This window comes from Anoxybacillus ayderensis, from assembly GCF_000833605.1.
Lineage (GTDB): Bacteria > Bacillota > Bacilli > Bacillales > Anoxybacillaceae > Anoxybacillus > Anoxybacillus ayderensis.
This window is the reverse complement of the sequence record NZ_JXTG01000004.1, coordinates 128977-153027: the sequence shown is the minus strand read 5'-3', so window position 1 is coordinate 153027 and position 24051 is coordinate 128977. Positions and strand designations below refer to the sequence as shown.

Annotated in this window: 21 protein-coding genes; 4 read left to right on the top strand and 17 right to left on the bottom strand. The window is 41.3% G+C overall.

The features are described from left to right. Positions 1–15 precede the first annotated feature (15 nt). The 8 genes from polA to JV16_RS06340 form a co-directional block, all read right to left on the bottom strand. Positions 16–2643 (bottom strand): DNA polymerase I, encoded by a 2628-nt coding sequence (polA, locus tag JV16_RS06375; RefSeq protein WP_021093793.1) that lies wholly within the window; start codon positions 2641–2643, stop codon positions 16–18. Between the two features lie 195 nt (positions 2644–2838). Next, on the bottom strand, positions 2839–4602 hold the full coding sequence (gene pnpS, locus JV16_RS06370) for a two-component system histidine kinase PnpS (RefSeq protein ID WP_021093792.1): 1764 nt from the start codon (positions 4600–4602) through the stop codon (positions 2839–2841). Continuing rightward, entirely contained in the window at positions 4595–5311 is a 717-nt protein-coding gene (locus JV16_RS06365) for a response regulator transcription factor (RefSeq protein WP_021093791.1), read from the bottom strand. The genes pnpS and JV16_RS06365 overlap by 8 nt, the downstream gene beginning before the upstream one ends. Before the next feature lie 89 nt (positions 5312–5400). Next, positions 5401–5871, bottom strand: coding sequence for a MaoC/PaaZ C-terminal domain-containing protein (locus tag JV16_RS06360; protein ID WP_035062864.1), 471 nt, complete (start codon positions 5869–5871; stop codon positions 5401–5403). Positions 5872–5927: 56 nt separating this feature from the next. After that, positions 5928–6866 carry a malate dehydrogenase gene (gene mdh / locus JV16_RS06355; RefSeq protein WP_021093789.1) on the bottom strand — a complete coding sequence of 313 codons (939 nt, stop codon included), beginning with the start codon at positions 6864–6866 and terminating at the stop codon, positions 5928–5930. A gap of 22 nt (positions 6867–6888) precedes the next feature. Further along, positions 6889–8163 carry an NADP-dependent isocitrate dehydrogenase gene (gene icd / locus JV16_RS06350; protein ID WP_035062862.1) on the bottom strand — a complete coding sequence of 425 codons (1275 nt, stop codon included), beginning with the start codon at positions 8161–8163 and terminating at the stop codon, positions 6889–6891. Between the two features lie 65 nt (positions 8164–8228). After that, positions 8229–9347: a citrate synthase gene (gene citZ, locus JV16_RS06345; protein ID WP_021093787.1), complete on the bottom strand. Its 1119-nt coding sequence runs from the start codon at positions 9345–9347 to the stop codon at positions 8229–8231. A gap of 260 nt (positions 9348–9607) precedes the next feature. Further along, positions 9608–10063 carry a DUF441 domain-containing protein gene (locus tag JV16_RS06340; protein WP_021093786.1) on the bottom strand — a complete coding sequence of 152 codons (456 nt, stop codon included), beginning with the start codon at positions 10061–10063 and terminating at the stop codon, positions 9608–9610. An 88-nt stretch (positions 10064–10151) separates the two neighbouring features. Between JV16_RS06340 and ytvI the strand changes: the two genes are divergently transcribed. Continuing rightward, on the top strand, positions 10152–11270 hold the full coding sequence (gene ytvI / locus JV16_RS06335; protein ID WP_021093785.1) for a sporulation integral membrane protein YtvI: 1119 nt from the start codon (positions 10152–10154) through the stop codon (positions 11268–11270). Between the two features lie 18 nt (positions 11271–11288). Here ytvI and JV16_RS06330 read toward each other — a convergent pair whose 3' ends face one another. The 8 genes from JV16_RS06330 to dnaE all read right to left on the bottom strand — a co-directional run bounded on the left by JV16_RS06330 (position 11289) and on the right by dnaE (position 21740). Further along, positions 11289–11681 (bottom strand): FxsA family protein, encoded by a 393-nt coding sequence (locus tag JV16_RS06330; protein WP_021093784.1) that lies wholly within the window; start codon positions 11679–11681, stop codon positions 11289–11291. 45 nt (positions 11682–11726) lie between these two features. Beyond that, complete coding sequence (gene pyk / locus JV16_RS06325; protein ID WP_021093783.1) at positions 11727–13487, bottom strand: pyruvate kinase; 1761 nt, start codon at positions 13485–13487, stop codon at positions 11727–11729. A gap of 48 nt (positions 13488–13535) precedes the next feature. Continuing rightward, positions 13536–14495, bottom strand: coding sequence for a 6-phosphofructokinase (pfkA, locus tag JV16_RS06320; protein WP_021093782.1), 960 nt, complete (start codon positions 14493–14495; stop codon positions 13536–13538). Between the two features lie 189 nt (positions 14496–14684). Further along, positions 14685–15662, bottom strand: a complete 978-nt coding sequence (accA, locus tag JV16_RS06315) for an acetyl-CoA carboxylase carboxyl transferase subunit alpha (protein WP_042534768.1) — start codon at positions 15660–15662, stop codon at positions 14685–14687. After that, positions 15647–16519 carry an acetyl-CoA carboxylase, carboxyltransferase subunit beta gene (gene accD, locus JV16_RS06310; RefSeq protein ID WP_021093780.1) on the bottom strand — a complete coding sequence of 291 codons (873 nt, stop codon included), beginning with the start codon at positions 16517–16519 and terminating at the stop codon, positions 15647–15649. The genes accA and accD overlap by 16 nt, the downstream gene beginning before the upstream one ends. A gap of 69 nt (positions 16520–16588) precedes the next feature. Then, positions 16589–17191 (bottom strand): FadR/GntR family transcriptional regulator, encoded by a 603-nt coding sequence (locus JV16_RS06305; RefSeq protein WP_021093779.1) that lies wholly within the window; start codon positions 17189–17191, stop codon positions 16589–16591. Continuing rightward, positions 17178–18431, bottom strand: coding sequence for an NADP-dependent malic enzyme (gene ystJ / locus JV16_RS06300; RefSeq protein ID WP_042534766.1), 1254 nt, complete (start codon positions 18429–18431; stop codon positions 17178–17180). The genes JV16_RS06305 and ystJ overlap by 14 nt, the downstream gene beginning before the upstream one ends. A gap of 87 nt (positions 18432–18518) precedes the next feature. After that, positions 18519–21740 (bottom strand): DNA polymerase III subunit alpha, encoded by a 3222-nt coding sequence (dnaE, locus tag JV16_RS06295; protein WP_042534764.1) that lies wholly within the window; start codon positions 21738–21740, stop codon positions 18519–18521. Positions 21741–21852: 112 nt separating this feature from the next. On the opposite strand from dnaE, the gene ytrH reads away from it, so the two are divergent. Beyond that, positions 21853–22191, top strand: coding sequence for a sporulation membrane protein YtrH (ytrH, locus tag JV16_RS06290; RefSeq protein WP_021093776.1), 339 nt, complete (start codon positions 21853–21855; stop codon positions 22189–22191). After that, positions 22188–22688: a sporulation membrane protein YtrI gene (ytrI, locus tag JV16_RS06285; protein WP_021093775.1), complete on the top strand. Its 501-nt coding sequence runs from the start codon at positions 22188–22190 to the stop codon at positions 22686–22688. The genes ytrH and ytrI overlap by 4 nt, the downstream gene beginning before the upstream one ends. An 8-nt stretch (positions 22689–22696) precedes the next feature. Here ytrI and JV16_RS06280 read toward each other — a convergent pair whose 3' ends face one another. Further along, a complete protein-coding gene (locus JV16_RS06280; protein WP_021093774.1) occupies positions 22697–23644 on the bottom strand; it encodes a DHH family phosphoesterase in 948 nt (315 codons plus the stop codon). A gap of 98 nt (positions 23645–23742) precedes the next feature. Between JV16_RS06280 and JV16_RS06275 the strand changes: the two genes are divergently transcribed. Continuing rightward, on the top strand, positions 23743–24042 hold the full coding sequence (locus JV16_RS06275) for a YtpI family protein (protein ID WP_021093773.1): 300 nt from the start codon (positions 23743–23745) through the stop codon (positions 24040–24042). Positions 24043–24051 lie beyond the last annotated feature (9 nt).

Genomic DNA, 24051 nt, shown 5'->3' with positions numbered 1-24051 from the left:
TTGTTCATCCTTTCCTTACTTCGCATCATACCACGTCGGTCCAAAGTGGTAATCGACCTTTAATGGAACACGTAATGACACTGCATTTTCCATCACATCTGGGACAATTTTTTTCAACAAATCAATTTCCTCTTTTGGGGCCTCTAAAATCAGTTCGTCATGTACTTGCAATAATAGACGCGCTTGTAACCGTTCTTCATGTAAACGTGTCGCTAAATCAATCATCGCTTTTTTAATAATATCGGCAGCGCTTCCTTGAATTGGTGTGTTCATCGCTGTTCGCTCAGCAAAGCTACGCATATTAAAGTTGCTGCTTGTAATATCCGGTAAATAGCGACGACGGTGGAGCAACGTCGTGACATATCCTTTTTGTTTTGCATCTTGTACAATTTCTTCCATATATCGTTTGACACCTGGATAGCTTTGAAAATATCGCTCAATAAATTCCGCTGCTTCTTTGCGTGTAATGCCTAAGTTTTGCGACAATCCGTAGTCGCTAATTCCGTAAACGATACCAAAATTGACCGCCTTCGCTTGCCGGCGCATATGTGCGGTCACTTCTTCTTCCTTTACATGAAAAATGTCCATCGCCGTTTTCGTATGAATGTCGAGATCATGATGAAATGCGGCAATTAAATTTTCGTCATTGGCAATATGGGCTAACACGCGCAACTCAATTTGCGAATAGTCAGCCGCAAAAATGACCCAGTCATCAAAAGATGGGACGAACGCTTGACGAATTTTTCTTCCTTCTTCAATGCGAATCGGAATGTTTTGTAAATTAGGCTCCGTTGAACTTAAGCGCCCTGTTTGCGTCAATGCTTGTTGGAAAATGGTATGCACTTTTCCTGTATCTTGGCGCACTACTTTCATTAATCCTTCTACATACGTCGATTGTAATTTTCCGAGTTGACGATAATGTAAAATTTGCTCAATGATTTCATGGTATGGCGCTAATTTTTCTAAAACATCCGCCGATGTGGAATAACCTGTTTTCGTTTTTTTCACAATCGGCAACTGTAATTTCTCAAACAAAATCGTTCCAAGTTGTTTTGGGGAATTAATGTTAAACGTTGTTCCTGCTAATTCATAAATGCGTTGCTCAATTTGTTGGAGCTGAGCGGTGAACTCTCTCCCCATGTTTTGTAAGCAATTCACATCCACCTTTACACCGTAAAACTCCATTTGCGCCAAAATGAACGTAAGTGGTAACTCTAAGTGAATAAGCAATTCAAATTGTTCATTTTGTTTTAGTTCATGAATATATGTTTCTTTTAGAGAAGCAATCGCTTTTGCCTTTCGTACGAGATGTTCAGCTAATACATTTGTCGGCGGAACCGTCTGTTTTGCCCCTTTTCCGTACACCTCTTCATCGCTTTGTACGTCTGTATATTGCTTCGTTTTTGCAACAGCTGCGATATCCCCGTTTGCATCTGTCGGATTGAGCAAGTATGCCGCTAATAATAAATCAAAATCGATTCCTTTTAATTCAATGCCGTGCCACTTTAGCGCAACAATTGCTCGTTTCGCGTCAAACACACTTTTTTTACATTGCTCATTCTCAAGCCATGCTCGAAATACAGAAGATGCAAAAGCAACGTCTGTCGGGATAAAAAAATGTCCTCGCTCATTCACAAGTGCAAATCCGAGAATCGGTGCTTGATGATAATTTTCATCAAGCACTTCGACAACAAGGGCGCTATCTTCCGTCAACATGTGCTCGTCAATCGTTTGTACCGTTACGAAAGAGATGTTCGTTAACGATCGTTGTTCATGTGAAGAATGTCCAATTTTATCCATGAGCGACGTAAAACCTAGCTCTTGAAACAATGCTGCCAGTCGTTCGACATCATATGACTGCCATGCTAATTCATCGAGCGATAGTGTGAGCGGAACGTCGCGATGAATGGTCGCTAACTGCTTACTTAGTAGCGCTTGTTCACGATACGTTTGTAAATTCTCTTTTAGTTTTTTTCCTGAAATATGTTCAAGTGATGCTAGTACGTGTTCAACTGTTCCGTACTCCTTTAACAACTTTAACGCTGTCTTTTCTCCGACTCCCGGAACACCCGGGATATTATCTGATGCATCCCCCATTAACCCTTTTAAATCAACAATTTGTGCGGGCGTTAATCCGTACTTTTCAAGCACATGCTCTGGCGTATATCGTTCCATATCTGTTATTCCTTTTTTCGTCACATGCACATGAATACGGTCAGACGCTAATTGAGTTAAATCCCGATCTCCTGAAATAATCACAACGTGAAATCCTTCTTTTTCCGCTTTTGTCGCAAGCGTCCCAATAATATCATCCGCTTCGTAATTTTCAAGTTCATATGTGCGGATGTTATATGCATCAAGCAACTCACGTAAAAATGGAAACTGTTCTGATAGTTCTGGTGGCGTCTTTTGTCTCCCACCTTTATATTCTGTATACACTTCATGACGAAATGTCGTTTTCCCTGCGTCAAACGCAACGAGCATATGCGTCGGTTTTTCTTCTTCAATGAGCTTCATTAACATCATCGTAAAACCGTAAATCGCATTTGTATGAATCCCTTTATCGTTATGTAAGAGCGGCAGAGCAAAAAAAGCGCGGTAAGCGATGCTATTGCCGTCGATCAATACTAATTTATTTGCCAAACCGAAAACCCTCCTCTTTATTCACTTACGCTTATTTTACCACGATACCCGCTAAAAAAGAAAAAAGACGAGAACATTCGTTGTCCTCGCCTATTCCAAGACAATCGGCTTCTTGGATGAAGGGGTTTTCATCTGTTATGTTACCAGTATTTTTTTAATATATGGTAAATCGTTTGTAAATATATCGTTAAAAAATCATTCATCTAAACAAGCATCAACGCGAAAATGAACAGTAAATGTCGTTCCTACACCTACTTCACTTTTTACAGAAATCGTTCCGTGATGCGCCTCCACTAAATGTTTTACAATCGCTAAACCAAGGCCTGTCCCCCCTGAATTGCGACTTCGTGCTTTGTCTACACGATAAAAACGTTCAAAAATGCGCGGAATTTCTTTTTGTTCAATGCCAATCCCTGTGTCGCTGACATGAACATGCAATTGTTTATCGTCTTTTTCAATGGAAACGGTGACGCGTCCACCTGCTGGCGTATAAGCGATGGCGTTATTAATTAAATTAATAAAAATTTGCTTTAAACGATGTAAATCTCCATACATATAACAAATCGGGGCATTCGATGTGCATGATAATGCAATTTGTTTATCGTTCGCTTTCCCTTCAAGCATGACAATGACTTCTTTTAATACGTCGTACAAGTCAACAACCGATATATTTAATGTAAATCCTTGTTGTTCAATTTTTGATAAATCAAGCAAATCTTGAATCAAATGTTGCAATCGTTCGCTTTCTTTTAAAATAATCGTTAAAAAATATTCAAGTGTTTGAGCATCATGCATTGCCCCATCTAATAACGTTTCCGCAAAACCTTTAATCGATGTAATCGGCGTTTTTAGTTCGTGCGAAACGTTCGCTACAAAATCTTTTCGCATTTGCTCAAGCTTTTTTAGCTCAGTAATATCGTGGAACACAACGATAATTCCTTTCCATTCATCGTTCGTTCCGATAATCGGTGTTCCGTATACTTCAAAATGTTTTCGCTCAATACCGACAGGAAGAAGCAATTGTTTCCGTACGTTTACTTCGGTCATAAATATTTCTTCGACAAGCGCAATAACTTCCTTATGCGGAAACGCCTCATAATATAAACGATGAACGTAGTCGGACGGATCAATATGAAACATTTCCTTATACGCGCGGTTCATGAGCGAAATGTAACCCCGTTGATCAATTAAAATTAAGCCGCTCCCCATATTTTCAATTAATGCTCGCAAGCGATCTTGCTGCATTTCTTGCATGCGCACCATCTCTTGTAAATTGCGCGCTAAAATATTAAGCGACTGGCTAAGCATCCCCGTTTCATCTTCTCGACTTTCGTACGTTCGCGCTTTATAATTGCCGCGTGCAAGTTCCATCGCCACTTTTGTTGCGGCCTCAATCGGTTTTGTATATTGATTTGTAATTTTAATACCTAATAAAAGAATAATGAAAAATGCAATACTTAAGCTGAATGTAAGCAAAATCCAAATTTGTTCATTTACCCGCTCGATCGCATCCATCGGCAAACTGAGAACAATATGCCCAAGTTGCTCATCCCGCTGCCAAAATGGGACGGCATAATAATATAAATCTTGTTCTTCTTCAAAAATAACGGAACGATCTTCTTGTTTTAATAACGTTTGAATCAATTTTTTATGACGCTTTTCATCGATGGATACGTAATTGTTTGTATCAAACATAAGCTGTCCATCTCGGTCAACAATCGTGATGCGAGCGGACAGCATGTCGCTAATGGCACGCAATTTTTGCTCAAACGACGAGGATTGGAACGATTTATTCTCTATATATAAAGCTAAAAGCTTGGCCTCCTTCTCCATCCGTTCATGGACGGTATCCGCATAAAATTTTTGAAATAATTGACCTAATAACACCCCAAGACCAAATAAAACAGATAAAATGACCGAAACGAGCCCGAGCAATAGCCGAGAGCGAAATTTATTCATCCACTTTCGGCTCCTCTAGCTTATACCCTAATCCGCGTATTGTTTTAATGTATACGGGTTTTCGCGTATCTTGTTCGATTTTTTCACGCAAATGGCTAATATGCACATCAACAATGCGCGTATCTCCAGCAAAATCATAATTCCATACGGCGCTAAGTAACTGATCGCGCGTCAATACACGCCCTTTATATTTCGCTAAATATGCTAATAGCTCAAATTCTTTTGGAGTTAATTCTAATCTTTGTTCTGCAAAATACGCCTCATAACGATCTGGGAAAATTTTTAGTTGCCCGACAATGAGCGAATCGTCACCATTTTCTTGTTTTTCTTCATTTTCATGAATAGTCGTTCGGCGCAAAATCGCCTTGACACGTGCGACAACTTCGCGTGGGCTAAACGGCTTCGTCATATAGTCATCAGCACCTAATTCAAGACCAAGCACTTTATCAAACTCATCGTCTTTTGCCGTCAACATTAAAATAGGGGTCATCACTTTTTGTTGACGCAATTGCTTACATACTTCGATGCCATCTAATTTTGGTAACATTAAATCGAGAATGATAAAATCAGGTCGTTCTTCCAATGCTTTATGAAGCCCTTCTTCCCCATCATAAGCCGTCAATACGGTAAATCCAGCTTGTTTTAAATTGTACTCTAATAGAGTGACGATCGAATGCTCATCATCGACAACTAACACACGTTTCGACATAGCCATCCTCCAACAACGTAAATTTGTTACATTTTTATTATAACGAGTTATTTTGAAAGATAAAAATAAAAAAAGAGGCGATGCCCCTTTTAAAAGTTATCTAATGCTTTTTCTTCCATAAACGGATATGGCGGAACGACACGCAACGCTCCAACTAATATTTCTTCCCCATCTCGAACCGCTTGAACCGCAATATGAATTTCATTGTTTTCTTCATCGACATGCGTTACTTCAAATAAAAACTCGACATGCTCATAATGATATACTGGTCGTTTAAATTCAATCGTTTGGGAAACGATATGGCTTCCTGGACCCGGTAAATATTTTGAAATAGCTGATGTAATCATACCTGTTAACATAATCGCTGGTACGATTGGACGTTTCAACGGTGTTTGGGATGCATAATCATGTTGAATATAAAGCGGGTTCGCATCGTTTGTCAGCCCTAAATATAACAATAAATCTTTATCTTCAATCGCTTCCGTTAATACAAGCTTCTCCCCGACCGAAATGTCCGAAATTAAACGTCCAATTTTACGCTTTTTCCCTAACATCGTCATCTCCCCTTTGTTTGACCATATACAAAAATTCGGGGAAAGATCCCCCGAATTTTTTATCATTGTAACACTTTCATCACGTTTTTCACCGATTCAACAGATTTCGCTAATGCTTCTTTTTCTTCGTCTGTTAACTGTAATTCGATCACTTTTTCGATTCCGTTGCCACCTAAAATCGTTGGCACACCTAAATAAATGCCTTCATATCCGTATTCGCCTTCTAAATAAGCGATGGCTGGAAGAACTCGGCGCTGGTCTTTTACGATCGCTTCAACCATCTCAGCAAGGGACGCAGCTGGCGCATAATAAGCGCTACCGTTGCCTAGCAAGTTGACGATTTCACCGCCACCTTTACGCGTACGTTCAACAATGGCATCTAAACGCTCTTTTGGGATTAACGTTTCGAGCGGAATGCCCCCTGCATATGAGTAACGCACAAGCGGTACCATATCGTCTCCATGACCGCCTAAAACAAATCCTGTAATGTCTTTAACAGATAAGTTTAATTCTTGTGCAACAAATGTCCGGAAACGCGCGGTATCTAATACACCAGATTGGCCGATGACGCGGTTTTTCGGAAAGCCTGATTCTTTAAATACTGTATATGTCATCGCATCTACTGGGTTTGTTAAGACGATAATAAAGCAGTTCGGTGAGTATTTAACGACTTCTTTCGTTACAGCTTTCATAATGTTTTGATTTGTCGTTACTAAGTCGTCACGACTCATCCCTGGTTTGCGTGCAATCCCCGCAGTGATGACAACGATGTCCGAATCAGCCGTATCCGCATAATCCGACGTACCAATAATGTTGGCGTCAAAACCAAGAACTGGGCTTGACTCAAGCATATCGAGCGCCTTGCCTTTTGTCGGATTTTCCAATTGTGGAATGTCGACAAGAACGATATCACCTAGCTCTTTTTGCGCTAAAATAAACGCTGTTGTCGCTCCTGTAAATCCAGCACCGATAATTGAGATTTTTTTACGTTTCATACCCACGTTCTTCCATCCCCTTTTTATTTTATTCGCTCATGTTTCGAATGAGGGCATCCGCAAATTCAGAGCATTTCACCTCTGTTGCACCTTCCATTAAGCGAGCAAAATCATATGTGACCACTTTGGATGCAATTGTTTTTTCCATAGAGTCAATAATGAGTTTCGCTGCCTCGTTCCAACCGAGATGTTCAAACATCATTACACCAGATAAAATGACCGATGACGGATTTACTTTATCTAATCCTGCATATTTTGGTGCTGTGCCATGCGTTGCTTCAAAAATTGCATGACCTGTTTCATAGTTAATGTTTGCACCTGGAGCGATACCGATGCCGCCTACTTGTGCTGCAAGCGCATCAGAAATGTAGTCGCCGTTTAAGTTCATCGTTGCAACGACATCAAACTCGCGTGGACGAGTTAAAATTTGTTGTAAGAAAATATCTGCAATCGCATCTTTGATGATAATTTTTCCTGCTGCTTCTGCTTCCGCCTGCGCTCTGTTTGCAGCCTCTTTTCCATCCGTTTCAACGATGCGATCATATTCTGCCCATGTAAACACTTGATCGCCAAATTCTTGCTCAGCTAATTCGTAACCCCAGTTTTTAAACGCACCTTCTGTATATTTCATAATGTTTCCTTTATGAACGAGCGTCACCGATTTGCGGCCGTGTTCAATCGCATATTTAATCGCCGCCCGCACTAATCGTTTCGTTCCTTCCTCTGAAATTGGCTTAATGCCGATTCCTGATGTTTCAGGGAAGCGGATTTTGCGTACGCCCATCTCATTTTGTAAGAAATCGATCACTTTTTTTACTTCTGGCGTTCCTTTCGCATATTCGATTCCAGCATAAATATCTTCCGTATTTTCACGGAAAATAACCATGTCTGTATCTTCAGGGCGCTTAACTGGAGAAGGAACTCCTTTAAAATAGCGAACCGGACGTAAGCATACAAATAAATCGAGCTCTTGGCGAAGCGCAACGTTTAATGAACGAATGCCACCACCGACCGGCGTTGTTAACGGACCTTTAATCGCAATTATGTATTCACGAATCGTATCAAGTGTTTCTTGTGGCAACCATTCACCTGTCAACTTAAACGCTTTTTCACCAGCAAGCACTTCTTTCCAAACGATTTTCCGTTCACCTTTATACGCTTTTTCAACAGCTGCTTCCAATACGCGAGAAGCGGCTGCCCAAATATCTGGACCTGTCCCATCCCCTTCAATAAATGGGATAATTGGATAATTTGGAACGTTTAATACTCCGTTTGTAACTGTAATTTTTTCTCCTTGCATCATCATACCTCCAAATCATGTAGTGTAAAAAGGTGAGAGGTGAACTTCTCACCTTTTCTAAACAATCGTTATGCGCGTTCTTCAAGCGGTACGTACACTTGTCTCATCGGTCCTGTATATTCTGCACGCGGGCGAATGAGACGGTTGTTTTCGTACTGCTCTAAAATGTGTGCAAGCCATCCAGACATACGGCTAATTGCAAAAATTGGTGTAAATAAATCGTGATCAATTCCTAAACTATGGTAAACAGAAGCTGAGTAGAAATCAACATTTGGTGGTAACCCTTTTGTCGATGTAACAATCTCCTCAATTTTCACCGACATGTCATACCAATGCGGTTCACCTGTTAACTTCGTCAATTTTTCAGACATTTTCTTTAAATGTTTTGCGCGTGGGTCTCCGTGACGATAAACGCGATGACCGAAGCCCATAATTTTTTCTTTGTTGTTTAATTTGTTGTGAATGTACGTTTCTACATTTTCAAGCGTACCGATTTCCGTCAACATTTTCATGACCGCTTCGTTTGCTCCGCCATGAAGAGGTCCTTTTAATGCTCCAATCGCTGCAGTAATGCCAGAGTATACATCTGATAAAGTAGCAACACAGACGCGCGCCGTAAACGTTGAAGCGTTCAATTCATGGTCCGCATGAAGCACAAGCGCTTTATTAAACGCTTCTTCAGCGATTGGATCCGGCTCTTTCCCTGTTAACATGTATAAAAAGTTTGCCGCAAAACTTAAATCTTTGCGCGGTGGTACAGGCTCTAATCCTTTGCGAATGCGGGAAAACGCAGCAACAATTGTTGATACTTTCGCCTGTAAACGAATCGCTTTGCGATAGTTCGCTTCCGGATTCATCGCTTCCGCTTCTTCATCGTACAATCCAAGGAACGAAATCGCTGTGCGAAGCGCTGCCATTGGATGAACTTTGTCAAGCGGATACATTTTAAAGTGATCAATGATTTGTTGCGGAATATCGGCATTTTCTGCCAACTGTTTCGTTAACGTTTCTAGCTCTTCTTTGTTTGGCAATTTGCGGTGCCAAAGCAAATAAACAACCTCTTCAAACGTAGCATGTTCTGCTAAATCATCGATATTATACCCAACGTACGTGAGCGTATCATCGATGATCGAACTAATTGTGGAAGTGGTTGCGACAACCCCTTCGAGACCGCGAGTTACTGTCATCTTACATCTCTCCTTTTCTCTTTTATTCCCCTTTTCCCATGTTGAAACGCGTCGTCGAGCGATTGCTCAAAACAGCTGAATAAAAATGCAAAGAAAATGCTTACATTTTGTTATATATTCACCCATCCGCTTAACGAAGCGAGCAGGGGAATATATACGATAGTTTCGTACATGCTCCAATACCATTATAAACAATTATCAGACTTTTGTGAACTAAAAGAAATCATAATTCAAAAATATTATTATAAAAAAGTAATAAATCACGAAAATACATCGACCATTTTCATGAGCATATACGCAATACCCGCACCAATTAACGGCCCAACCGCAACGCCTTTGAATAAAGATACAGCTAAAATCGTCCCAATGACAAGCGCAGTCGTCATATGCGGATCTTTTGCAAGCAGCGTGACGCCTCCTTTTGCTAATAAAGCGACCGCAATACCTGATAACATTGCAATCCACGCGTAAACCGATCGAACAGACTCTGCTAGCTCTTTAAAACCTATTTTTCCAGAGGCAATCGGAACTAATACAGCAATCGTAATGATGGTCACCCCAAGATTGATTCCTTTTTGTTGTAAGTAAGGGAATACTTTTGAACTTAGTCCGATGCTTTTCACAACGAGTAAAAAAAGCACTGCGACAATAAGAGAATGATTTTTTGCCATCATGCCAATGACAAGAAGAATAAATAAAAAAATAAACGGTTGCATCAAATATCACCTTCTTCTTTGAAACTTTTTCTTCTTTTGCATTGTATATTATAATAGTCATAAATGACAAAAGACGGGAGGTGAAAACGTGCCAAATCAATATGTATATCGCTCCCTTCGCTTTTTATTTGTCATCTTTGTCATCATTGCTGGGTTAGCGAGTTTATATTATGTATCAACGTTAACGTATCCGTTTTTAATTGCGTTAGCGATTGCCTTTTTCATTAATCCAGTTGTGGATGTATTAGAGAAAAAAGCGAAAATGCCGAGGGCGCTAGCGGTCATCATTGTTTTAATTTTTTTACTTGCACTCGTTGCAGGGCTTGTCACTCTTCTTGTCGCAGAAATTGTGACGGGCACACAATATTTAGCAACAGTCGTTCCAAGTCATTTTCAAAAGCTTGTTGTTTACATGGAACAGTTTGTCGCCAGCCAAATTATTCCACTATACAACCAGCTAGCTACGCTCTTTAAAAATTTAGATACATCTCAACAAGATACGATTATGGCAAACATTCAGTCGGTTGGGACGAGAATTGCTACAACAGTTGGACAATTTATCCAAAATATATTACAAAATATCCCTTCGATTATCGGATGGTTGCCTAATTTTGCGACAATCTTTATTTTTTCATTGCTCGCTACATTTTTTATAAGCAAGGATTGGTATCGTCTAAAATCGTTGTTCCAAAAACTGTTACCGAACAAAGTACAAACGAGCAGCACAAAAGTGTTTACTGAACTAAAAAAGGCGCTATTTGGCTTCCTTAAAGCGCAAGCCACACTCATTTCTATTACAACGCTCATTGTATTAGTCGGATTGCTTGTGTTGCGAGTAGAATACGCGATCACTATCGCGCTTATTATTGGCATAGTAGATATTTTGCCGTATTTAGGAACAGGTTTAGTATTCGTTCCATGGATTGTTTACACAGCAATAAGCGGGGATACTCATTTTGCCATCGGTCTTGGCGTGCTATATATCGTTGTTCTCGTACAGCGACAAGTGATGGAACCGAAACTTCTTTCTTCTAATATCGGGCTCGATCCATTAGCTACATTAATTGCTTTATTCGTTGGTTTCAAATTGATCGGGTTTCTCGGATTAATCGTTGGACCGGTATTGCTTGTCATTGGACGCACGCTACATCATGCTGGCGTATTTCAAGACATTTGGCATTTCATTGTTGGAAAAAAAGAAGCATAAGCGACGAGCTTATGCTTTTTATTTTCGAATGTATATCCAAGTTTTCGTATAAAACATCCACTTAAACAAACGGACGAGCCACGGTTTCATTTTTTCGCGCGCAAATGGGAGAAGCAAAATAAAACCTGCTGTATCAGTAATAAATCCTGGCGTTAACAATAACGTCCCGCCAACTAAAATGCAAATCCCATCTAATAGCGCATCGCTTGGGATACGTCCATTCATCCATTCGTACTTCGCGCGCTGAAGCGTGTGCAATCCTTGCTTTTTCGCTAAAAATGCACCGATAATGCCTGTCGCCACGATGAAAGCAAATGTTGGCCATACCCCGATTGCCTTTCCAGATAAAACAAGAACGACAATTTCTAACGCTGGGATAACGATAAAAAGAAGAAAAAAGATATTACGCATACATATCCCTCCAAAATGAGAAAAGAAGGGGTTGTCCCCTTCTTATTATAGCACGCTTGCGTGACCACGATAAATGGCACCGAAACTTGCGTCTACTGTAATATCTTGTCCGTCTTTTAAAATGGTTGTCGCATTGTTTACACCGACGATGACCGGGATGCCTAAGCTTAAGCCGACCACAGCTGCATGGCTCGTTAAGCCGCCTTCTTCTGTAATGATCGCAGCAGCTTTTTCTAACGCTTTCATCATATCCGCATCTGTTGCAGGAGCAACTAAAATGCCGCCTTCAATCATTTTTTCAACTGCTTCTTCTGCTGTTTTCGCTACAACAACTTTTCCAAATGCTGATTTGCGACCAATACCTTGGCCTTTGGCAATCATATCGCCAATCATATGCACTTTCATTAAGTTTGTCGATCCTGTTTCTCCAACCGGAACACCTGCCGTAATGACGACGAGATCACCATGTTTCACAATACGTGTATCAAGAGCTGCTTCAACTGCAATATCAAGCATTTCATCTGTTGATGTAGCATGTTGAGCAACGCGTGGGTAAACACCCCAAACGAGCGCTAATTTACGCGAAACACCTTCATTCGATGTAACAGCGATAATTGGCGCTTTTGGACGGTATTTCGAAATCATGCGAGCTGTATGGCCGCTGACTGTCGGCGTAACAATCGCGGCGACATCTAAGTTTAATGCGGTGTGAGCAACCGATTGTCCAATGGCATCTGTAATCGTTGTGCCGCTTTGTTTGCTTCGCTTCGATAATAAGTCGCGGTATTGTAACGCTTGTTCTGTGCGCAAAGCAATGCGATGCATCGTCTGTACCGCTTCTACTGGATAAGCACCTGCTGCTGTTTCACCTGACAGCATAATCGCATCTGTTCCATCGAAAATGGCATTCGCGACGTCACTTGCCTCCGCACGAGTTGGACGCGGATTGCGCTGCATTGAGTCAAGCATTTGTGTCGCTGTAATAACTGGTTTTCCGAGCGCATTACATTTTTTAATTAATTCTTTTTGCACAAGCGGCACTTCTTCTGCCGGAATTTCAACGCCTAAATCTCCGCGGGCAACCATTAAGCCGTCTGCGACTTCTAAAATTTCGTCAATATTGTCTACGCCTTCTTGGTTTTCAATTTTCGGGATAATTTGAATGTGCAACGCGTGATGTTCTTCGAGCAATTCACGAATTTCAAGCACGTCAGAAGCGCGGCGAACGAACGATGCAGCAATGAAATCAATGCCTTGTTCAATACCGAAACGAATATCTTCTGCGTCTTTTTCAGTAATCCCCGGCAATTTCACTTTTACGCCCGGGACGTTCACACCTTTTTTATTTTTCAGTACGCCACCGTTTAACACTTTCGTCCGAATTTCTTTTGCCTCTTTATCGATCGCTAACACTTCTAATCCGATTAATCCATCATCTAATAAAATAGTTGAGCCAACGTGAACGTCATCAATTAACCCTTCATAAGTAATCGAAAATTTTTCTGGCGTACCGAGCACTTCTTTCATGGAAATCGTCACTTCAGAGCCTGCCTTTAACTCAATCGCCCCATTTTCCATGTTATGCGTACGAATTTCTGGACCTTTCGTATCCAATAAAATCGCTACCGTTTTTCCAGTTATTTTTGACGCTTCACGAATGTTGCGAATGCGCGCTGCATGTTCTTCATGACTTCCGTGCGAGAAGTTAAGACGAGCGACGTTCATTCCTGCTTCAATAAGTTGCACAAGCTTTTCTACACTTTCACTCGCTGGACCGATCGTACAAACAATTTTCGTTTTGCGCATAAACACCCTCCTACAAATTGCATATGGAAACGATACCATAAATATACATTAAATTGAAAGCTCTTTGGACAACTGATACATTTTTTGGTCAACTGTATGTTTTTGTGCTAACGCTTCAATGATGTCATGATCAACAAGTTGATTGTTTTGAATGCCGACGCAACGTCCGCCTTTTCCTTCAAGCAACAATTCTACGGCACGAGCACCTAAACGACTTGCAAGCACACGGTCAAACGCTGTCGGTGAACCACCACGTTGGACGTGACCTAATACGGTTACACGCGTTTCAAAGCCTGTTGCTTCTTCAATTCGTTTACCGAATTCCACACCGCTACCGACGCCTTCCGCAACAACAATAATACTATGTTTTTTGCCGCGTTCATGTCCACGTTTGAGACGTGCAACAATTTCATTCATATCATAATCCGCTTCTGGAATTAAAATGCTTTCTGCTCCGCCAGCAAGACCGGCCCAAAGCGCAATGTCACCAGCATGACGCCCCATGACTTCAATGACGTATGTACGCTCATGAGATGTCGCTGTATCACGAATTTTGTCAATTGCATCAATAACCGTATTCAATGCTGTATCAAAACCGATCGTGAAATCTGTTCCTGGAATGTCGTTATCAATCGTTCCTGGCACGCCGACGCAAGGATAGCCGTGTTCTGTTAATTTTTTCGCCCCTTGATACGAACCGTCACCACCGATGACAACGAGCCCTTCAATGCCATGCTTTTTCAATTGCTCAATTCCTTTTAACTGTCCTTCTAACGTTTTAAATTCTGGGCAGCGGGCAGTATATAACATCGTTCCACCACGATGAATAATATCGCCGACATCCCCGATTTCAAGCTTTTTAATGTTTCCGGCAATTAATCCCGCATATCCGTGGTAAATGCCGTACACTTCTAATCCATGGTAAATTGCTTTTCGAACAACTGCGCGAATGGCCGCATTCATTCCTGGTGAATCGCCACCGCTCGTAAGCACACCAATTCTTTTCATCACTCTTCACCTCTTTAAAAAAATAAAATAAGAAGTATGACCTCTTACTTTAAGATAACATGAAGGTATATGGAACACAATACATAATGAAATGTTTCACAAAACGTTGATTTTTTCACGCTACAAAAAGTTTACCCAAAGTCGCCCTTTTCATGTAATAAAAAAGGCCATCGAAATGGATGACCTTTTTTACGTAACGGACACGTGCTGTTGTGACTCGATAAAATCGCCAATCTTTTTATATTTTTCATATCGTTGTGCAATTAACTGTTCAGCGTTTAACGGAAGCAATTCACGCAACGAGCGTTGAAGAACGTCATCAATATATTTCGCCTGTTCATCAACATTTCGATGCGCACCGCCGCGCACTTCTGGAATCATTTCATCAATGACGCCAAGCTGCTTTAAATCTTTCGCTGTAATTTTCATCGTTTCGGCAGCTTTTTTCGCGAGTGACGCATCTTTCCATAAAATAGCCGCTGCCCCTTCTGGCGAAATAACGGAATACGTTGAATTTTCAAGCATATGAACATAGTTTCCGACACCAAGCGCAAGCGCACCGCCGCTTCCACCTTCACCGATCACAATGCATACGACAGGGACAGTCAATCCCGCCATTTCAAACAAATTTCGTGCGATCGCTTCACTTTGTCCGCGCTCTTCGGCAGCTTTTCCTGGATACGCCCCTTTCGTATCAATAAAACAAATAATCGGACGCCCAAATTTTTCGGCTTGTTTCATTAGACGAAGTGCCTTTCGATACCCTTCTGGATGCGGCATGCCAAAATTACGGCGAATATTTTCTTTCGTATCTTTTCCGCGTTGATGTCCGATGACTGTCACAGGCAATCCGTGATATTTCGCAATTCCTCCGACAATCGCTTCATCGTCGCCAAAACAACGATCACCGTGACATTCAAAAAAGTTCGTAAACAACCGATCGATATAATCGAGCGTTGTCGGACGATTTGGATGTCGGGCAATTTGCACACGATCCCACGGGCTTAAATTAGCATAAATATCATTTTCAAGCTTTTCAAGTCGCGCTTCTAACTTATTGAGTTCATCTGAAAAATCGACGTCACGATGTTTCGTAAACTCTTTCAGTTCGCTAATTTTTTTTCGCAGTTCTACAAGCGGCTTTTCAAATTCTAATTCGTATGCCATTCGTCTCCACCTCGCGATTGGTGAATGTCTAATACATTCGTTAATTTATCTTTTAATTCATGACGCGGAATAACAGCATCTAATTGTCCGTGTTTCAATAAAAATTCCGCAGTTTGAAAATCATCTGGCAACTCTTCCCGAACCGTTTGTTCGATGACTCGTCTTCCCGCAAAACCGATCAACGCCCCCGGTTCAGCAAAGTTATAATCTCCAAGCGAGGCGAAGCTTGCTGATACACCACCTGTCGTTGGATGGGTCATGACTGAAATGATGAGCCCACCTTGTTCGCTAAACAGTTTTAATGCAGCGCTTGTTTTCGCCATTTGCATTAAACTTAATACACCTTCTTGCATGCGCGCTCCACCTGAAGCGGTAAAAATAATAAAAGGTACTGATTTTTCCATCGCTCGTTCGATGGCGCGTGCAATTTTTTCTCCGACAACTGATCCCATGCTTCCCATACGGAAACGGGAATCCATCACTGCAATAACAACAGGAAAGCCGTTTATCGTTCCTTCTCCTGTCACAACCGCTTCATTCAATTTCGTTTTCTCACGATCTTCCTCAATTTTCTCCATATACTGTGGAAAATCAAGCGGATTTTTAGAAAGAAGGTGACGATCGTATTCATGAAACGTCCCTTCATCTAACAAACACGCAATGCGTTCAGGAGCAGACATCGGATGATGATAGCCGCACGATATACAAACGCGTAAATTTTTCACTAATTCTTTCGTATACATAATTTTTTTACACTTCGGACATTTTGTCATAATGCCTTCAGGTACATCTTGCTTTGCTTGTTCAGATGGAATGGTCGCATACTTCTTCTTTTTGGAGAACAAATCTTTCAGCACATGTTTCCCTCCCCTACTTAGTCCATTTCTACTTTACTGGATAAAGACAACTTTGTTTGTCACATTGTGTCAATTCTCTTTCGACATTTTTTGCATCACGTATTGCTCATAAACGGCTGTTGCTTCTTCGCACGACCGCTTTTGGAGTGCCTTCCACATCTGTTCGTAACATTCGGAAGGGAGCTCGACCGTATATACGTGTTCAAAAAAATCGCTTAATACAAGCCAAATGCGCAACAATAAATAGTTATCGGTCGCTTCTACAATCCGTCGAAAAAATGAATGGTACATACGATCAGCTTGTGCAATGCGCTCGAGCTTCTCGTCCGTCATTCGTTTGCAAGCAAGCTGTAAGCACATTCGTTCCATAAGTAGTTTTGTTTCTATTAAATCTCTTTTTTCCCGATTTCCTTGCAAAATAAACGAGCCAAGTAGTTGAATGAGCTGATGGTCGCCAAACGGTTTCATAAACGTTCCTTCCCCGCGGCGCGTTTCGATTAGCCCAAGCAACTCTAGTGCTCGGAGCGCTTCACGAACAGAAGAGCGTCCGACTCGCAATCGATCGGCTAGCTCTCGTTCAGATGGAAGCCGATCGCCAGGTTGAAGACCTGCTTCTTCAATCATGCGATGAATTTGCCAAAACGTTTCAATGTATACTTTAGAAGTAGTCATGTTCACCCTCACCTGCAATTAGTGCTAATTGCCGTGTTCGTTTTTCTACCTCTTTTGGATCGACAATCACTTGGGCCACTCCTGTTTCCATGGCGGCTTTTGCCACTGCAGCAGCGACAGCTGGAGCGACGCGCGGATCGAGAGGAGCAGGAATAACATAATCAGCACGCAATTCATCTTCTGTAATTAAATGCGCAATGGCTTCTACAGCGGCCATTTTCATTTGTTCATTAATTTGTTTGGCGCGTACATCAAGAGCACCTCTGAAAATACCTGGAAATGCCAACACGTTATTCACTTGATTCGGATAGTCGGAACGTCCTGTCCCAACAACTGTTGCCCCTGCTTGTAACGCCTCTTCCGGCATAATTTCTGGCGTCGGGTTTGCCATCGCAAAAATGATTGCATCTCGATTCATCGTTTCAACCATGCTCGCTGTCAACGCTCCAGCAACAGACACACCAATAAATACATCCGCACCAACGATGACTTCCTGTAACGTTCCTGCTTTTTTCTCATCGTTTGTCCATTGGGCAATTTCATGTTTGATCTCATTCATTCCATATGGGCGCCCTTCATAAATCGCCCCTTTTGAATCGCACATGATGATATGTTTAACCCCGTAACAACGAAGCAACTTCATAATCGCAATTCCTGCTGCTCCCGCTCCGTTAATGATCACTTGAATATGTTCTATTTTTTTGTTCACTAACTTTAACGCATTCATTAAACCAGCAACAGTCACAATCGCTGTTCCATGTTGATCATCATGAAAAACAGGAATGTTCATTTCTCGCTTTAATCGTTCCTCAATCGTAAAACAATGCGGAGCAGCAATATCTTCTAAGTTAATGCCACCAAATGTCGGCTCAAGCAATTTGACGGTCTGAATCATTTGTTCTACATCTGATGTATTTAAACAAATCGGAAATGCATCAACCCCAGCGAAACTTTTGAAGAGCACCGCCTTTCCTTCCATGACTGGCAACGCTGCGTCTGCCCCAATATTTCCAAGCCCTAACACTGCACTCCCATTGGAAACGACCGCCACTGTGTTCGCTTTTAACGTATAATCATATATTTTGCTCGGTTCGGCATGAATGGCTTTGCACGGTTCTGCTACACCAGGAGAATACGCTAAGCTTAAATCGTAAGCATTTCTTAACGGCACTTTCGCTTTTACTTCCAGCTTCCCTTGATAACGCTCATGCATATGAAGCGCTTCTTTAAACAACGACACGACATATTCCTCCCTAACAAGCGGCCACTGGTCTGACCACTTAACTTCTATAAAAATATAATAAAAATGAAAAATAGTAAAGCATTTTTATTTCACAACGACATTCCCATCCCCCAGCAATGCCGTTAGTTGATGAATGCACTCATCGTGTGGGGACACAGCATATTCATGAGAAAGCTGCACTTTTTTTCGTTCTGCTTCATAGTACAAAATAACAGGTGCATATCCGCGATGAGCGATTAACACTTCTTTTAACTTCTGCAATATAGCTGGCGACGCGTGCTGTTCATCAATTTTCACGTAAACACATACCGGCTTCCTCACTTGTTGTACAATGAGATGCCAGCCATTTGGCCGCTGCTCTATTTTCCCTTCCATGTACAACACGCTTCCTTGTTGTAATAAAGAATGAAATCGGCTATAAATCGTCGGAAATGCGATCGCATACCATTCATCGCTATCATCACAAATCGTCACAAACGCCATTTCTTCCCCTTTTTTTGTCCGCTTTTTCGTCACCTCCTCAACGTATGCGATTACTTTGCCAACATTCTCTTTCTCTATTTCCCATTCGTACATACGTTTTGCTCCCCACATGGAATAAAAATGGGCAAATGATTCAATCGGATGAGGGGAAACGTATACGTTAAGCCATTGCTTTTCGTATTTTAATTGGTCGATGAGCGATAACGGTTCAGCATGAACATATTTTGGTCGTACGTCGAGATTAGGGGTCAGAAACTCGGCATGCTCAAGCGCCACGTCAATACTTGCATAAAGGGTGGCACGCTCCACACGAAATTCGTCAAAACAGCCAGAAAAAATAAGCGCTTCGACGATCTTTCTTTGTGAAGGCTCGATACGTAATCGCGAAACGAAATCAAAAAAATCGGAAAATGGTTGTCTTTGACGCTCCCGAATTATTTGTTTAACAAAGGCGGAACTTACTTGTTTAATCGCTAACAATCCAAAACGAATATCGTTTCCATCAACGGTAAAATGACCTTCACTTCGTCCGACGGAAGGAGGAAGTAAACGTATTCGTTTTTTGCGAAGTTCGTGTACACATTGCATCATCTTTTCTTTTTGTCCGATGACATTTGTTAATAAAACAGCGTAAAAATCGAGCGGATAATGCGCTTTGATATATGCAAGCATATATGCGATATAGCTGTATGCTACTGCGTGGCTCCTGTTAAACCCATAACCAGCAAAACGAACGATTAGCTCATACAATTCGTTTGCGATATGGGCAGCGTACCCATTTTGCATACACCCTTCAATAAAACGCTGTTTCTCTTTTTCCATTTGTCCAACGTCTTTTTTACTTATTGCGCGACGTAACAAATCGGCTTCTGCTAACGAATAGCTCGCCATTTGTTCAGCAATTTTCATAATTTGCTCTTGATACACGATAACTCCATATGTCGATTGCAAAATCGATTGCAAATCATCATGCATGTAAACGATCGGCTCACGCCCATGTTTACGGGAAATATATGTTGGAATTTGTTCCATCGGTCCGGGACGAAATAAAGCGTTTACTGCTACAATATCTTCAAACGTTGTCGGTTGTAATTCGCGCAACACCCGCTTCATTCCTTCTGACTCAAGCTGAAACACACCAAAAGTATCCCCTTGACTGAAAAGCGCATACGTTTGTTCGTCATCAAGCGGTATATTTTCAAAACGCAAACGATGGCCTGTCCGCTGTTCAACGCTATGAATCATTTGTTCAACGATCGTTAAATTTTTGAGGGCAAGTAAATCGAATTTTAATAATCCGATTTGTTCAAGTGCATCCATCGCATATTGCGTCACATACGTTGTCGTTTGTCCGCCTTGAAGGGGGACGATGTCTGTTAACGGGCATGGGCTAATGACAATACCAGCAGCATGAATGGACGTATGCTTTGGCAAGCCTTCAATCCGTTGTACGACGCTATGCCATGGACGCGTATGATCGAATCGTCCCGTAGCTAACGTTTGCTCCATTTCTTGTTCATCTACTTCAAACACACGACCGACTTCACGAATGGCTGAGCGCATTCCAAATGTCCCAAACGTGATAATTTGCGCAACATAATCTTTTCCATATGTTTGTTCAATATAACGAATGACTTCTTCACGACGATGATCAGGAAAATCGATATCAATATCTGGAAGTGACAGACGAGCTGGATTTAAAAATCGTTCAAATAAAAGCCCGTATTGTAACGGGTCGACTTGTGTAATTCCGAGTATGTAAGCAACGAGGGAACCTGCGGCTGATCCACGTCCCGGTCCTGTCAATATCCCTCGTTCACGCGCAAAACGCATGAAATCAGCGACAATTAAGAAATAGTCACTAAAATTCATCTGTTGAATGATTTGCAGTTCATATTGTAACCGAGTAACATATGCTTCTGGGCGATCAGGAAAGCGTTTCGTGAATTGCTCCCAACACCACGTTTGCAAATATTCGTCAGCCGTTTTCCCCGAAGGAACAGGATAGCGCGGCATAAACCATTTTTTAGCCTCAAACGTCACATTGCATCGCTGTGCAATACGCACCGTCTCCTCGATGGCTTCACGATACATTGAAAATAATGAAATCATTTCGTCAGCGCTTTTGAAATGGTATTCATTCGTTAAAAAGCGTGGACGGCTCGGGTCGGCCATTTTCTTTCCGTATTTCATCGCAAGTAAACATTCAAAAGCAAGCGCATCTTCTTTACACATGTAACGTACATCGTTTGTCGCCACGAGCGGCATGTCCCATCGTTTACTATGTTCAAGAAGTAGGGGCAACAAATATTCTTGTTCTTGTAAGCCGTGTCGCTGCACATTTATATAAAAATCGCCGCGTTGAAATAGCTTCGCGTACGTGTGAACGAGCGTTTCTGCTTGATCGATTTCCCCGTTCAGCAAATGCTGCTCCACTCGCCCATGTACTCCGCTTGTCATACCGATTAATTCGCTCGTGTAGCGGGATAAGTCACATAAAGAAATGCCCTTTCCGTCATTTAATTGAATGGCTGTAGCAATATGGACAAGTTGACGATACCCGTCGTTATTTTTCGCCAACAGCACCAGTTGATCTGTATGCCCATGCTTATCAAATACTGTCGCAATCATACCGATAATCGATTTGATTCCGTGCGCTTGACACGCCTTATAAAACGGAATTACCCCATACAAGACGTTTTCATCCGTTAACGCAACTGCTGAAAATTGAAGTTCACGCGCCCGCATAACGAGCTCCTCAATTTTCACCGTGCTACTTAATAAGCTATAACCACTTCGCACTTGTAGATGGATAAACGACAATGTGTCTCCCACCTTTTCTATTTTTTTCATTATATTCACTATATATGTTGAAAAGCAAAACATACCTTGCTTGTTTGTCCCATATACATAGTATACAGAAGGAGTGAGCGAGATGGAGATGAAAACAGCGTTTTTGCCTGCTTTTATTCAAAGCTATTTCATCGCTTTAGGTGTGTTAGTTGGAGGAGCGTTGATCGGTGGATTTGGAGCTTTTTTATCTGGAGAACCACCGCTGACAATGATGTATCGTTTTGCAAGCAGTTTAAAAATTTGGGCTTTAATTGCAGCGATCGGAGGGACGTTTGATACGTTTTATAGCGTTGAGCGCGGATTTTTCCAAGGAGAAACACGAGATGTCATTAAGCAATTTTTACTCATTTTATCAGCAACGGGCGGCGCACAAACAGGTATGACGTTTATTCGCTGGTTTACACAGGAGCATGGCGCATGAGAGTCCCACCGTATGCACGCGATCCAGGATGGCAACGTTTTTTTGCTGGAGCGGCCATCGGAGCAATCATTAGCTGGATCGTTTTTTTACAAATTTTCGGTATTTTACAAGAAAAACAAGTTCGCCAGCTCAACGTACAACGAGAAATCATCGCCCAGTTGAAACACGATTTAAACATTTGGCAACAAGATTACATCGAACTAAATAAAGAAAATAAAAAACGACTAACGATTCAATCAATTGATGTCAAAGTCATTAACGCGCAATCATACGGCATCGATACGTACACAGCGTTTCGAATTGAAGAAGATATAAAAAAAGATATTCAACATATCACAGCGAAAGATATTGAAACAGTATATAAAAGTAAGGAGCTACTAAAAAAAGCGATTGAAAATAAAACGTATATCATCGACAACCGTACGTACCATCTTCATATCGAAACAATTTTATTTTTCACAAATATATCTATTGAACTAAAATTAAAGCAACAGTAGAGGCATCTCTACTGTTGCTTACATACTTCGTTTAAGTCTGCCAACACGTGTTCCACTTCTTCCCACGAATAAATGGACGCTCCTGCTGCTAGTGGATGGCCACCGCCTCGATATTTTTTTGCAACTTCGTTGACGATCGGACCTCTTGAACGAAGACGAACGCGAATTTGATCATCTTCTTCCACAAAAAACACCCATGCTCGTATTCCGTCAATATTTCCAAGCACGCTAACAAGTTGCGAAGCCTCTGATGGTGTTGCATCATATTGTTTTAATAATTGTTTCGTTAATATAATATGAGCCACTCCGTGTTCGGATAGTTCAAAATTTTGCAACACATATCCGCTTAAATGCGCGATAGATAGTTTTGTACGATATAACTGATCATACAAGTCGACAAATGAAAATCCGTATTCAACTAATTCGCTTGCATATTTAAATGTTTTTGGATTCGTGCTTGGGAAAAGAAAACGACCTGTATCCCCAACAATCCCTGCATAAATCAGTCGAGCGGCTTCTTTCGTTAAAACGAGACCGTGTTCCTTGCCGACTAAATACAACTCATAAATCATTTCACTAACCGAGCTAGCGTTTGTATCTACCCATAAAATGTCACCATACGGATCTTCATTTGGATGATGATCAATTTTAATAATTTTTTTTCCAAGTTTATAACGTTGATCGCACACTCGTTCTTCATTTGCCGTATCGCAAACGATCACAAGAGCGTCGTTATACGTTTCATCAGGGATGACATCCATTTTACGTAAAAATTCGAGCGATGGTTCATCTTTTCCAACGGTATATACGTGCTTTTCTGGAAACGACGCTTGAATAAGTTCTGCTAATCCCCCTTGTGAACCGTACGCATCAGGATCTGGTCGAACGTGACGGTGAATAATAATCGTATCAAATTGTTGAATATGACGAATGATTTCCAAAATCTTTTGTTCCATGGCGCTTCTCCCTTTTTTTCTCCATTAAAACATATTTTATTATGATTCGAAAAGATGTAAAATAATCACGCAACGATTTTTTTGTTGGAGGACTGACTATGCCGATATTTGTTATACTTATCATTTTTTCACTTTCGTTTTATTTGTATTACAAAATCAAATATTTCCGCAGCAAACGGCCGATGGAGCGCAAATGGATTAGTGCAAAATCAAGCATTGCGCTTGGCTCATTTGTATTTTTCTTTGCGATCAATCAATTTTTTATTCACCGTTCAACTGTCTCCCTTATCGTTGGCATCGTCTTTCTTTTCGTTGGTGCAGGAAGCATATGGGGAGGTTATCGTGCCCATCGCTACTATTTTCCACTTGCAGTAAAAGAAGCGGAGGAAACGAAATAGGCTGCTATA